Here is a 12,680-nt window from a genome sequence, read left to right on the forward strand (position 1 = left end):
GTGCTGTTCGACCGCCGCCCGCAGCCCGACCCCGTCGGCCCCGGTCAGGAGTCGGTGTGGGACTACCCCCGGCCGCCGCGGGCCGAGCGCGCCGCGCGGCACGCCGAGCTGTGGCACGGGGGCATGCTCGTCGCGGCGTCGGACGACCTGGTCCGGGTGCTCGAGACGAGCCACCCGCCGACCTGGTACCTGCCCCGCACGGCCTTCGCCGACGGCGTCCTGGTGCCGGTGGGGCAGCGCACGTTCTGCGAGTGGAAGGGCGTCGCCTCCTACTGCGACGTCCGCGTCCCCGGCGCCGCGCCGCTGGAGTCGGTGGCGTGGTGGTACCCGAGCCCCGACCCCCGCTACCCGGAGCTGACCGACCGGGTCGCGGTCTACGTGGCGCCCTTCGACCGGGTCACCCTCGACGGGGAGACCGTGCGCCCGCAGCCCGGCGGGTTCTACGGCGGCTGGGTGACCGACGACGTGGTCGGCCCCTTCAAGGGAGGTCCCGGCTCCCGCGGCTGGTGACCCGCCGCGCCGTTCAGGCCGAGGTGCGGGCGGAGTCCGAGCCCGGCTCGGTGCCCGTCGCGTCCCGGCAGCCGGCGACGAGGTCGCAGCCGCTGCACACGCCGCCGCAGGTCGGGGCCGGGGTCTGTGCGGCGATCACCGCGGTCGCGGCGCGGGCGCCGAGCGCGCCGCCGAGCCCGGCCAGCACGACCGTTCCGACCAGGGCGATCACGCCGAGCACCCAGGGTGCGGCGCCGCCGCGGTCCAGGGCGACCAGCACCCCGCCCCCGGCCAGGGCGACGATCCCGGCCGCGCCCAGCGGCGGTGCCGCGACCCGGTTCGCGAGCGCGAAGGCGTCGGCGGTGCGCAGGCTCTCGGCGGTGCGGACGCCCACGAACCGGTTGCGCGGCAGCCGGCCGGTCGCGCCGAGCACGGCGAGGACGACGAGCACCACCCCGGCCAGCAGGAGCAGGGCGGCGAGGATCAGGCGGAGCGTCGTGGGCACGTGACCAGGGTAGAACCCGCCCGAGCGGGGACGCCCGCCCCGGCTACCCTGGTCACATGTGCACGGCTCGCCGACTTCCCGGCGCCGCGTCGTAGCGCGAGCGCCCCGCTCGGCGACGGCGCGGCGACGACCCCTCCTGTGTCCCCCGCGGAGGGGTCGCGACGTGTTCCGGGCCCGAGCCGGGCCGTCACGACAGGAACCCCCGAGGTGAGACGGACATGAGCACCGAGACCACGACCGCGACCGACCAGCGAGCGGACCGCCCGGCGTTCCGCTACGACGCCGAGATGGCCGGCCGGATCGAGCGGAAGTGGCAGGACTTCTGGGAGTCCCACGAGACCTTCCACGCCCCGGACCCGGGCGAGCCCGGCTCGGAGAAGCCGAAGGTCTACCTGATGGACATGTTCCCCTACCCGTCCGGGTCGGGGCTGCACGTCGGGCACCCGCTGGGCTTCATCGGCACCGACGTCCTGGGCCGTTACCTGCGGATGAACGGCCGCAACGTGCTGCACCCGATGGGCTTCGACGCCTTCGGGCTGCCCGCCGAGCAGTACGCCGTCCAGACCGGCACGCACCCGCGCACCACCACCGAGGCGAACATCGCCCGGTACCGGCAGCAGCTGCGCCAGCTGGGGCTGGGCCACGACCCGCGCCGCTCGGTCTCCACCACCGACATCGGGTTCTACCGCTGGACGCAGTGGATCTTCCGGGAGATCTTCGAGTCCTGGTACGACACCGAGGCGGGCCGCGCCCGCCCGATCGCCGAGCTGCGGGCCGCCCTCGAGGACGGCAGCCGCCCGACCCCCGACGGCCGGGCCTGGGCCGAGCTGTCCGAGGGCGAGAGGCGCGCCGTCGTCGACGGCCACCGCCTGGCCTACATCTCCGAGGCCCCGGTCAACTGGTGCCCCGGGCTGGGCACCGTGCTGGCCAACGAGGAGGTCACCGCCGACGGCCGCTCCGAGCGCGGCAACTTCCCCGTCTTCCGCCGCAACCTGAAGCAGTGGATGATGCGGATCACCGCCTACGCCGACCGGCTGGCCGACGACCTGGACCGGGTCGACTGGCCGGAGTCGGTCAAGGCGATGCAGCGGAACTGGATCGGCCGGTCCGAGGGCGCCCGCGTCCGCTTCCCGGTGGTCGGCGGCGACACGCCGATCGAGGTCTTCACGACCCGTCCCGACACGCTGTTCGGCGCCACCTACATGGTGCTGGCTCCCGAGCACCCGCTGGTCGGCTCGCTGGTGCCGGAGCAGTGGCCCGAGGGCACGGACACCCGCTGGACCGGGGGCGCCGCGACGCCCGCCGGGGCCGTCGAGGCGTACCGCGCCGAGGCCGCGCGCAAGTCCGAGCTGGACCGGCAGGAGAACAGGGACAAGACCGGTGTGTTCACCGGTGCGTACGCGACCAACCCGGTGACCGGCTCGCCGGTGCCGGTGTTCGTCGCCGACTACGTGCTGATGGGCTACGGCACCGGCGCGATCATGGCGGTGCCGGCCGAGGACGCCCGCGACTGGGACTTCGCCGCCGCGTTCGGTCTGCCGCACGTGCGCACGGTGCAACCGCCGTCGGGCTGGGAGGGCGGTGCGTACACCGGCGACGGGCCGACCATCAACTCCGCGAACGACGACATCAGCCTGGACGGGCTGGGCGTCGACGAGGCCAAGCGCGCGATCATCGACTGGCTGGCGTCGAAGGGGGCGGGCGAGGGCGTCGTGCAGTACAAGCTGCGCGACTGGCTGTTCTCCCGGCAGCGCTACTGGGGCGAGCCGTTCCCGGTCGTCTGGGACGAGCACGGCCCGATCGCGCTGCCCGCCGAGCAGCTGCCCGTCGTCCTGCCCGACGTCGACGACTACGCCCCCAAGACCTACGAGCCCGACGACGCGGACAGCGAGCCGGAGCCGCCGCTGTCGCGCGCCGCGGAGTGGGTCGAGGTCGAGCTGGACCTGGGCGACGGTCCGAAGCGCTACCGGCGCGAGACGAACACGATGCCGCAGTGGGCCGGGTCCTGCTGGTACTACCTGCGCTACCTGGACCCGGAGAACTCCGAGCGCTTCGTCTCGGCCGAGGCGGAGGCGTACTGGCTGGGCCCGGACCCGGCGAAGGCGCGGCCCGGCACCACCGACCCCGGCGGCGTCGACCTCTACGTCGGCGGCGTCGAGCACGCGGTGCTGCACCTGCTGTACTCCCGCTTCTGGCACAAGGTCCTGTTCGACCTGGGCCACGTGAGCAGCGAGGAGCCGTTCCGCACGCTGTTCAACCAGGGCTACATCCAGGCGTGGGCCTACACCGACGCCCGCGGCACCTACGTGCCCGCCGAGGAGGTCGTCGAGGACGACCAGGGCGGTTTCACGTGGAACGGCGGCCCCGTCACCCGTGAGTACGGGAAGATGGGCAAGTCGCTGAAGAACGTCGTGACCCCCGACGAGATGTGCGACCGCTACGGCGCGGACACCTTCCGGCTGTACGAGATGTACACCGGCCCGATGGACGCGTCCCGGCCGTGGTCGACCCGCGACGTCGTCGGGCCGCAGCGGTTCCTGCAGCGGGTGTGGCGCAACCTGGTCGACGAGACGACCGGTGAGACGACCGTCGTCGACGCCGCGCCGGCCGAGGAGATCCTGCGGCCGCTGCACAAGGCGATCGCCGGTGTGCGCGCCGACTACCCCGCGCTGCACTACAACACCGCGGCGGCGAAGCTGATCGAGCTGAACAACGCGCTGACCAAGCGCGGGACGCCGGTCGAGCGCGAGGTCGCGGAGTCGCTGGTGCTGATGCTGGCCCCGCTGGCCCCGCACATCGCCGAGGAGCTGTGGGAGAAGCTGGGCCACGACGCGACGCTGGCCTACGCGACCTTTCCGCAGGCCGACGAGCGGTACCTGGTCGCCGACACCGTCGAGTACCCGATCCAGGTCAACGGCAAGGTCCGCTCGCGGGTCACCGTGGCCGCCGACGCCGGCCAGGACGACATCCGCGCGGCCGCGCTGGCCGACGAGAAGATCGTCGCGGCGCTGGACGGCGCCGCGCCGAAGAAGGTCATCGTCGTGCCGGGGCGCCTGGTCAACGTGGTCCGCTGACCCCCGTGGAACGGACCTCCCCGCCCGCACGTTGACCGGGCGAGGAGGTCCGCCATGAGTGGAGTGCTGACCCTGATCGTCGTCCTGGCCGTGATCGCGGCCGTCGTGTGGCTGGTCCGCCGGCACACCGCGGACACCACCGCGGCGCTGGAGGACGCCCGCGCCGAGTCCCGCCGCTGGGTGGAACGGCTCGGCGGGCAGGTACTGGCCCTGACCGGCACCGACGAGGCGAGCCGCCAGGCCCTCGCCGACGCCGCGGAGCGCTACACCGCGGCCGGCTCCCAGATGGAGCAGGCGCGCACGCCCGCGCAGTGCCGCCAGGTCACCGAGACCGCCTACGAGGGCCTGTACTACGTGCGCGCCGCCCGCGTCGCGATGGGGATGGACCCCGGCCCGGAGCTCCCGCCGCTGCCCGGCCGGTCGGGCGCCGGTGAGGTCACCGAGGACCGCCGGGTCGAGGTCGACGGCCGCACGCTGGGCGCCTCGCCGGGGCCGACCGGCCGCAACACCCACTACTACCCGGGCGGCACCGTCGCCGGGCGCCCGGTGCCGCGCGGCTGGTACTCCGAGCCGTGGTGGAAGCCCGCGCTGGTGGCCGGGGCCTGGGGAGTCGGGTCGGCGCTGCTGTTCAGCTCCCTGTTCAGCGGGATGGCCGGGGTGGAGCAGGCGGCCTGGGCCGGCGGTCCCGACGGCGTCGACGGCGGGTTCGACGGCGGGTTCGACGGTGGAGGTGCGGACGGTGCCGGGTTCGACGGCGGCTCCGACGGTGGCTGGTTCGACGGGGGCGGCGGCTGGTCCGACGACGCGGGCTTCGGCGGCGACCTCTTCTGAGCGCTCCGGCTCAGGCCCGCGACCCCCGCCGCACCGGCCGGGCGGGCCGCCGGGTCGCGCCGTCGACGGCGTCCGGCGGGGCGGAGAGCGCCGGCTGCGCCAGCCACCGCTCCACCGCGTCCAGGACGTAGGCGGCGTCCTCCAGCGCCGCGGCCGCCTCCCGGGCGGGGGCGGTCGCGTCGGAGTGGTCGGCCAGCGCGCGCCGGTTGTAGAGCGAACGCAGCAGCCGTCCCGCCCGGGGGTCCAGCGACCGCTCGCGCACCACGCGGCGCACGAACGCGCTGACCACCTCGGAGTGCTGGGCCCGGGTCTCCCCCAGCACCAGCAGCGCCGTCTCGGCCGCCCGGAACGCGGCGTGGAACGCGCGGGACACCGCGGCGTCGCTGAACCCGTTCTCGGCCAGGACGCGCGCCGCGCCCAGCTCGGTGCGGGCCCGCGCCAGCCCGCCGTGCGCCCGACCCGTCACCGCACGCGCACCGCCTCGGCCCGCGCGCGGACGACGGTCGGATCCGCGGCGCGGGCCAGCTCGTGCTGCCCGACCGGCAGCACGCTGATCGTGAGGCCGGTCCGGCTCGTGTGCTGCCAGAGCACCTCGTCCATCGCGCGGACCTCCTCCCACGGCAGGATCGGCACCCCCTCGTCGTCGAGGACGACGAGCAGGTCGAGCGTGGACTCCACCGACCCGTGGCCGCTGGCCCAGGAGCCGAACAGCAGCACCTGGCGCAGCCGCGGACCGTAGAGCGCGGCCAGGTCGTCGGCGACGGCGGCGGGCACGTCGTCGTTGGACGGGTCGGGGTCCGGGTGCCGGGCGCGCAGGCGCTCCGCGTCGTCCTCGCCGATCAGCCCGGCCGCGGCCAGCCAGTCGGCCGCGCGGCGCCGGGAACGCGCGTCGCGGAACCGGTACCACTGGTCGCGGACCTCGGGGAACTCGAACAGCGTGTTCTTGAACCGCCGGAACGCCCCGCGGCCGTCGATGGCCCGGTCCAGCAGCGCGGCGGCCCGGCGGTGCTGCACGCCCGCGGTGAAGTCGGACATGTCCCGGTAGGACTCGCGGCTGGTCACCGGGTGGATCTCCACCCAGCGCGGGTGCGGCGCCCCGCCCGTCGCGACACCGTGCACCTCGCCGTCGTCGGGGTCGAGGTACCAGGTGACGCCCGGGGTGCGGTCCTCGAGCGCGGCCGCGAGCGCGGACAGGTCGAGGCGGGCGGGGTCGAGCACGGGGCGACTCTATGCCCGGCTCAGTCCTTCCAGAAGGCGCCCGCGACGATGACCAGCGCCCAGATTCCCAGCGGCCACGCGGGCCAGAAGCTCGGGAAGCCGTCGCCGGACACCAGGCCGGTGACCAGCCAGATGCCCACCATCACCACGGCCGCGCCGGCCCAGGACCGCCACTCGGTCAGCCACTCGTGGCGGGCCTCGGCCTTCTCGACCCGGGTCGTCTCCTCCCGGACCGACGGCAGCGCCGACCGCTCGACGGCGGGCAGGTCGGCCACCACCGCGTCCAGGTCGGCGCGCACGGTCGCGGCGAAGGCCCGCTGCAGCCGCTCGTCGTACTCGGTCAGCGACAGCCGGCCCTCGTCGTGCGCGATCGTCAGCCGTTCCGCCGTCTCACGACGCTCGGCATCCGACACCCGCACCACGGACCGCTCGTCCTCCTGCTCCCCCATGCCCGTCGAGGGTAGCGACGGCGGCGCCGCCGGGGATCGGTCGGACGACGGATCCCCGCGGCGCGCCGCGCCGGGTGGCGACCGCGACGCCGGTCAGGCACAGCACCCCGCCCAGCAGCGCCACCGGCGCGGGGACCTCGCCGAGCAGCGCCCAGGACAGCGCGACCACCAGTGGCGGGATCGCGTACGTCGATGCGGCCAGGCGCCCGGCGGTGGTGCGGATCAGCGCGTACCCCCAGGTCAGGAACGCGACGGCGGTCGGGAACACACCCAGGTACAGCACCCCGGCGACGGCCGCGGGCGGCGTCTGGGGCAGCTCGGACAGCAGCGCCGGCGCGAACGGCGACAGCACGACGGCCCCGGCCAGGGCCCCCGTCCACGTCATCGTGAGCGCGTCGACCCGGGGCAGCAGCCGCTTCTGCGCGACGGCGGCGCCGGCGTAGAGCAGCGCGGCCAGCAGTCCCTGCACCATCCCGGCCGGGTCGGTGCCGCCCGCCGAGGTGGCGGCCGCGATCAGCACCACCCCCGCGAACGCGACCCCCATCCCGATGAGCAGGCGCAGCGGGAAGCCCTCCCCGAGCAGCAGCCCGGCCAGCACCGCCACCACCACCGGCGCCACGTTCACCAGCAGCGCGGTGGTGCCCGCGTCGAGGTGACGCTCTGCCGCGTTGAGCACCAGGTTGTACGCGCCGAACCAGGCCGCGCCCCAGATCGCGACCGAGGCGAGCAGCCGCCCCCGGGGCAGCGGGGGTGCCGCGCCGCGCCGCCGGGCCCGCACGACGGCGAGCACGACCGTCAGCGTCGCCGCGCCGACGGTCATCCGCCCGAGGGCGAGCGCACCCGGCGACAGGTCGTGGCCGACCGCCCGGATCCCGACGAAGGCCGAGGCCCACAGGACGACGGTGACCGCGGCGGCGGCGACGGGCAGCAGACGCGTGGAGGAGGTCATGGGATCAGCCTGCGCCCGTCGACCCTTCAGCACCAGCGATCATTCCTTCCGCTGGATTCAGTCCGGCTGTACGGTCGAGGGGTGCTCGACACCCACCGTCTGCGCGTGTTCCGGTCCGTCGTCGCGAGCGGTTCGGTGCAGGCCGCGGCCACCAACCTGGGCTACACCCCGTCCGCGGTGAGCCAGCACGTGACCGCGCTGGCCCGCGAGACCGGGCTGACGCTGTTCGAGCGCGCCGGGCGCGGGCTGCGGGCGACGCCGGCCGGGCTCCGCCTCGCCGAGCAGGCCGACCTGGTGCTGGCCCGGATCGGGGAGGCCGAGGCCGTCGTCGCGGACCTGCGGGCCGGGCGCACCGGGACCCTGTCGGTGGCCTACTTCGCCTCCGTCGGCGCCGCGTGGCTGCCCCGGGTGGTGCACCGGGTCACCGGCGACTTCCCGGGGGTACGGCTGGACCTGCGGCTGCGGGAGTGGCTGCCCGACGACCCGAACGACCGCGCCGACGTGCAGATCGCCGTCGAGCGCCCGGACTTCGCGGCCTGGCCGGACTTCTCGGTGACCCACCTGCTCGACGACCCCTACGTCGCGGTGCTCCCGCAGGGGCACCCGCTGGCGGGCCGCGCGGAGATCGAGCTCGCCGAGCTGGCCGGCGAGCGCTGGATCGACAACGACTTCGCCCGCGGCTGGTGCCGCCGCAACCTCGTCGAGGCGTGCACCGCGGCCGGGTTCCGGCCGCCGTTCCACGTCGAGGCGCACGACTACCCGACCGCGCTCGCCTTCGTCGCGGCCGGGATCGGGCTCACCGTGCTGCCCACGCTCGGCGCGGCCCGCCGCCCGCCCGGGACGTGTGCGGTCCCGCTGGTGCGCCCCACCCCGGTGCGGTCGATCCTGGCCGTGGTCCGCGACGCCGTCGCGCAGGCCCCGCCGGTGCGGGCCGCGCTGGCCGAGCTGCAGGCCGCCGCGGGCGCCGCGGGGCCCCCCGGCGGGGACGGTGCGCCGGAGCCGCTCAGCCCTGCGGGCGCACCACGATCTCGGTGAGGTGCGCGTCGCGGGTCGCGGTGAGCGCCGCCAGTACCGCCGCGCCCACCGACTCCGGGCGCAGGAACCGCGAGCCGTCGTACCCGGCGGCGGTGTCCGCCGCCCCGGTGGCCTGCTCGTGGGCGACGACCCGCTCCTGCATCGCGGTGTCCACCCGGCCGGGGTGCACCGAGGTCACCCGGATGCCGTGGCCGGACTCCTCGGCGCGCAGTGCGTCGCCGAACGCGCGGAGGGCGAACTTGCTGGCCGCGTAGGAACCCCAGCCGGCCCGGGCGGTGAGCCCGGACCCGGAGTTGACGAGCACGACGTCGGCCCCGCCGTCGGCGCCCGCGGCGCGCAGCGCGGGCAGCAGCAGCCGGGTGGCCTCGGCGACCGCGACGACGTTGACGTCGAACTGGTGGCGCCAGGTCGCGGCCGGGGTGTCGGCGACCGTGCCCAGCTCCCCGACGCCGGCGGAGTGGACCAGCGCGTCGAGCCGGTCGGTTCCGGCGAGGGCGGCGGCGAGCGCGTCGTCGTCGGTCAGCTCGACCGGCAGCGTACGGACCGCCACCGGGCCCGCCTCGGTGAGCTCGCCGGCCAGCGCGTCGAGCCGCTGCTCGTCGCGGCCGCCGAGGACCAGGTCGTAGCGGGGCGCGAGCAGCCGGGCGGTGGCGGCGCCGATGCCCTGCGAGGCACCGGTGATCAGGGCGAGCGGGCGGCGGGGAGCGGTCACCCGGTGAACCTACGACGACCGGCCCCGTCCTGCGCGAGGACGGGGCCGGTCGGGCCGGGGAGCGGGTGGCTCAGATCCGGCGGGCCGAGTTGAACGGCATCCGGTCGATGTCGGAGATCTTGACCGGCTGGCCGCTGGTCGAGGCGTGCACGATCCGGCCGCCGCCGATGTAGATGCCGACGTGGCTCACCGGGCTGTAGAAGAAGACCAGGTCACCGGGCTTCAGCGCGGACTTCGCGACCTTGGTGCCGACCTGGGCCTGGGCGCGCGAGGTGCGCGGCAGGTCCTTGCCCGCCTTGCCGTAGGCGTAGCTGACCAGGCCGGAGCAGTCGAAGGCGCTCGGGCCGGTGGCGCCCCAGCGGTAGGGCTTGCCGAGCTGGGCCATCGCGGTCGCCAGCGCGCTGCTGCGCGCGGCGGCGGCCTGCGCGGCCGGGGCGGCGGCCCGCGCGGCGGCGGTGGTCGCGACCGCGGCCGGGTGGGGGGCCTGCGTGGGCAGGACGGTGGCCGCCGGCGCGACGTCGCGGGTCACGGTCGCGGCGGGGGCCGGGGCGGGGGTGCCGGCGGGCGCCGCGGTGGCGGCGGGGAGCACGGACAGGGCTGCGGCCGCGGCGGCGGTGGTGGCCACGACGGCGACGCGGAGCGCCGGAGCGGAGGGGCGCTGGGGCACGGTGGGGTCCTCGGGGTAGCACCACCGGAGGAGCGGTCGGGGCGGGTCCCGCGGGCGCCGACGTACGAGGGGGAGTTCCCGGCTGGGGACCGGGGAGCGCTCACGGCCCGCCCGCGTCGTCGCCCGGCGGTGACCCTGCGTCCCCCGCCCCGGGTGGGCGGTGGTCACGCAAGGCCGAAGCGCACATTACGAACAGATCTCGCTCAGATAAATGACCCAGCACACATTCAATGCATGACTGCGCTCACGGAGAATTCCGAGAAGATTTCGGATCGGTAATGTCCGGTTCCGGAACACTCCCGGTACGCCAACGGCCCGGGCGCGACCTGCGCGGTCGCCGTCCCGGGCCGTTGTCTCGCGGAATCGATCAGCTGTCGATCTCGCCGCGGATGAACGCCTCGACCTTGTCGCGCGCCTCGGAGTCGCGGTACTGCTCCGGCGGCGACTTCATGAAGTAGCTCGACGCCGACAGGATCGGCCCGCCGATGCCGCGGTCCTTCGCGAGCTTGGCGGCACGGACGGCGTCGATGATGATGCCCGCGGAGTTCGGGGAGTCCCAGACCTCGAGCTTGTACTCCAGGTTCAGCGGGACGTCGCCGAACGCGCGGCCCTCCAGCCGGACGTAGGCCCACTTGCGGTCGTCCAGCCAGGACACGTAGTCCGACGGGCCGATGTGCACGTTGCCCCGGCCCATGTCCCGGTCCACCTGGGAGGTGACGGCCTGGGTCTTGGAGACCTTCTTGGACTCCAGCCGCTCGAGCTCCTTCATGTTCAGGAAGTCCATGTTCCCGCCCACGTTGAGCTGCATCGTGCGGTCGAGCTGCACGCCGCGGTCCTCGAACAGCTTGGCCAGCACCCGGTGGGTGATGGTCGCGCCGACCTGGGACTTGATGTCGTCGCCGACGATCGGGACGCCGGCGGCGCGGAACTTCTCCGCCCACTCCGGGTCCGAGGCGATGAACACCGGCAGCGCGTTGACGAACGCGACGCCCGCGTCCAGCGCAGCCTGTGCGTAGTGCCGGTCGGCCTCCTCGCTGCCCACCGGCAGGTAGGACACGAGCACGTCGGCGCCGGTCTCGCGCAGCACCTGCGCGACGTCGACGGGCTCGCCGTCGGCCTCGGTGATCGTCTCCCGGTAGAAGCGGCCCAGCCCGTCGAGCGTCGGGCCGCGCTGCACGGTGACGCCCAGCGGCGGCACGTCGGCGATCTTGACCGTGTTGTTCTCGCTGGCCGAGATGGCGTCGGCGAGATCCTGCCCGACCTTCTTCGCGTCGACGTCGAACGCGGCCACGAAGGTCACGTCACGGACGTGGTAGCCGCCGAAGTCGACGTGCATCAGGCCGGGGACCTGGGTCGACGGGTCGGCGTCCGCGTAGTAGTGAACCCCCTGGACCAGCGACGCCGCGCAGTTGCCCACGCCGACGACCGCCACCCGAACCTGGCTCATGTCAGGCTCCTCCTGTTGTCTCGTCCTGTCGTACCCCGCCGGCCGCGGGCCGCACGGGCCCCGCCCCGGGGGAGGTCTCCTGTCCGCGGCCGTCCGGGGCTCCCTGCTCGGCCCGTTCGGTCGCGATCAGCTCGTTCAGCCAGCACACCTCGCGCTCCGAGCACTCCAGCCCGAGCCGGTGCAGCTCGCGGGTGTAGCGGTCGGTCCCCTCGCAGGGCCGGCCCAGTGCGCTGCGCAGCCCGTCCCGGCGCTGCTCGACGGCGCGCCTGCGCCCCTCGAGGATGCGGATCCTCGTCTCCGCCGGTGTCCGCGCGAAGAACGCCAGGTGCACGTCGAAACTGCCGTCCTCCCACGCCTGGGGGCCGGCCTCGGCGAGCACCGCGGCGAACCGGTCGCGGCCGGCCGGCGTGATCCGGTAGACCCGTCTGCCCCGTCGCAGCCGGCCCGATCCGCGCGGCTCGCCCGCCTCGTCGGCGGTCTCGGCGATCGCCCCGGCCCGCAGCAGCCGGCGCAGGGCCGGGTACAACGAACCGTAGGAGAACACGCGGAACCCGCCGAGCCGGCGGCCGAGCTGCTTGCGCAGCTCGTAGCCGTGCAACGGACCGTCCTGGAGCAGGCCGAGGACCGCGAAGTCCAGCATCCCCGCCACCTCCCGTCAGGACCGTCGCCGTCCGACCCTATCGGTCCGATACATCGGACCGCCCGTCGAATGATCGTCATCACAGCGCGTGGCGGATCGGGCGAGTGCCGCGACCAGGCACGGAACGGTCACCGCCGCAGCCCCCGCTGCGGGACGGCGATGGGTCCGCGGCGGGGTCCCGCGTACCCTGGAAGGGTGCTCAGCCCGCGACAGGTGGTGGACTACGCCCTGCAGCGCCGTGCTCTGCTGGCCGACGTCCGGGCCGGCCGGGTCGGCCAGGAGGAGGTGTGCGACGCCGGTGCCTATCTGCTGCGCGCCGCGCGGTTCCACGGCACGACGACCGCGAACCCCTGCCCCGTCTGCCGGCGCGACGGGCTCGCCCAGGTCTCCTGGGTGTTCGGCGAGGGCCTGCGCCACGCGTCCGGCTCGGCTCGTTCCGCGGCCGACCTCGAACAGCTCGCCGCGCAGGTCCCCGAGTTCACCGTGCACGTCGTCGAGGTGTGCACGGAGTGCCGCTGGAACCACCTCGTCCGGTCCTACGTCCTCGGCACCGGCCGCCCCCGGCGCGGCCGGCGGAGCGCGGGTGGCTGAGGCCCATGGCGTTCCCCACGACCACCCGGCCCGCGCGCACCGCGCCGGTCCGGCACCGGATCCCCGCCCCGGG

General features: G+C 75.1%; 14 protein-coding genes. 5 read left to right on the forward strand and 9 right to left on the reverse strand.

Annotated elements, in window-relative coordinates; all coding sequences use genetic code 11:
• Window positions 1-510, forward strand: a complete 510-nt coding sequence (locus tag WJX68_RS20995) for a DUF427 domain-containing protein (RefSeq protein ID WP_340293709.1) — start codon at window positions 1-3, stop codon at window positions 508-510.
• Window positions 511-523: 13 nt separating this feature from the next.
• On the opposite strand, the gene WJX68_RS21000 is transcribed toward WJX68_RS20995, so the two are convergent.
• Window positions 524-994, reverse strand: a complete 471-nt coding sequence (locus tag WJX68_RS21000) for an SdpI family protein (protein WP_340293711.1) — start codon at window positions 992-994, stop codon at window positions 524-526.
• A gap of 218 nt (window positions 995-1,212) precedes the next feature.
• Between WJX68_RS21000 and leuS the strand changes: the two genes are divergently transcribed.
• Together leuS and WJX68_RS21010 are read left to right on the forward strand one after the other, a co-directional pair.
• Window positions 1,213-4,068: a leucine--tRNA ligase gene (gene leuS / locus WJX68_RS21005; RefSeq protein WP_340293713.1), complete on the forward strand. Its 2,856-nt coding sequence runs from the start codon at window positions 1,213-1,215 to the stop codon at window positions 4,066-4,068.
• Between the two features lie 54 nt (window positions 4,069-4,122).
• Complete coding sequence (locus tag WJX68_RS21010) at window positions 4,123-4,899, forward strand: hypothetical protein (RefSeq protein WP_340293715.1); 777 nt, start codon at window positions 4,123-4,125, stop codon at window positions 4,897-4,899.
• A gap of 10 nt (window positions 4,900-4,909) precedes the next feature.
• Here WJX68_RS21010 and WJX68_RS21015 read toward each other — a convergent pair whose 3' ends face one another.
• The 4 genes from WJX68_RS21015 to WJX68_RS21030 are packed head-to-tail and all read right to left on the reverse strand — an operon-like array spanning window position 4,910 to window position 7,515.
• Window positions 4,910-5,365: a HEPN domain-containing protein gene (locus tag WJX68_RS21015; RefSeq protein WP_340293717.1), complete on the reverse strand. Its 456-nt coding sequence runs from the start codon at window positions 5,363-5,365 to the stop codon at window positions 4,910-4,912.
• Window positions 5,362-6,117, reverse strand: coding sequence for a UPF0158 family protein (locus WJX68_RS21020; RefSeq protein WP_340293719.1), 756 nt, complete (start codon window positions 6,115-6,117; stop codon window positions 5,362-5,364). Before WJX68_RS21020 ends, WJX68_RS21015 begins: the two co-directional genes overlap by 4 nt.
• Before the next feature lie 20 nt (window positions 6,118-6,137).
• Window positions 6,138-6,566: a DUF1707 SHOCT-like domain-containing protein gene (locus WJX68_RS21025; protein WP_340293721.1), complete on the reverse strand. Its 429-nt coding sequence runs from the start codon at window positions 6,564-6,566 to the stop codon at window positions 6,138-6,140.
• Window positions 6,508-7,515: a DMT family transporter gene (locus WJX68_RS21030; RefSeq protein WP_340293723.1), complete on the reverse strand. Its 1,008-nt coding sequence runs from the start codon at window positions 7,513-7,515 to the stop codon at window positions 6,508-6,510. Before WJX68_RS21030 ends, WJX68_RS21025 begins: the two co-directional genes overlap by 59 nt.
• 81 nt (window positions 7,516-7,596) lie before the next feature.
• Here WJX68_RS21030 and WJX68_RS21035 point away from each other — a divergent pair, with 81 nt between their 5' ends.
• Window positions 7,597-8,550 (forward strand): LysR family transcriptional regulator, encoded by a 954-nt coding sequence (locus tag WJX68_RS21035; RefSeq protein WP_340293725.1) that lies wholly within the window; start codon window positions 7,597-7,599, stop codon window positions 8,548-8,550.
• Here the strand turns inward: WJX68_RS21035 and WJX68_RS21040 are convergent.
• From WJX68_RS21040 to WJX68_RS21055, 4 genes are all read right to left on the reverse strand, one after another.
• Complete coding sequence (locus WJX68_RS21040) at window positions 8,519-9,262, reverse strand: SDR family oxidoreductase (protein ID WP_340293727.1); 744 nt, start codon at window positions 9,260-9,262, stop codon at window positions 8,519-8,521. The two genes, WJX68_RS21035 and WJX68_RS21040, sit on opposite strands and share 32 nt — an antisense overlap.
• Before the next feature lie 70 nt (window positions 9,263-9,332).
• Entirely contained in the window at window positions 9,333-9,929 is a 597-nt protein-coding gene (locus tag WJX68_RS21045; protein WP_340293729.1) for a C40 family peptidase, read from the reverse strand.
• Between the two features lie 367 nt (window positions 9,930-10,296).
• A complete protein-coding gene (locus WJX68_RS21050; protein WP_340293731.1) occupies window positions 10,297-11,376 on the reverse strand; it encodes an inositol-3-phosphate synthase in 1,080 nt (359 codons plus the stop codon).
• A 1-nt stretch (window position 11,377) separates the two neighbouring features.
• Window positions 11,378-12,016, reverse strand: coding sequence for a PadR family transcriptional regulator (locus WJX68_RS21055; protein WP_340293733.1), 639 nt, complete (start codon window positions 12,014-12,016; stop codon window positions 11,378-11,380).
• A gap of 195 nt (window positions 12,017-12,211) precedes the next feature.
• On the opposite strand from WJX68_RS21055, the gene WJX68_RS21060 reads away from it, so the two are divergent.
• Window positions 12,212-12,607 carry a DUF5318 family protein gene (locus WJX68_RS21060; protein ID WP_340293735.1) on the forward strand — a complete coding sequence of 132 codons (396 nt, stop codon included), beginning with the start codon at window positions 12,212-12,214 and terminating at the stop codon, window positions 12,605-12,607.
• The last annotated feature ends 73 nt before the right edge of the window (window positions 12,608-12,680 follow it).

The organism is Pseudonocardia spirodelae (genome assembly GCF_037727765.1).
GTDB lineage: Bacteria > Actinomycetota > Actinomycetes > Mycobacteriales > Pseudonocardiaceae > Pseudonocardia > Pseudonocardia spirodelae.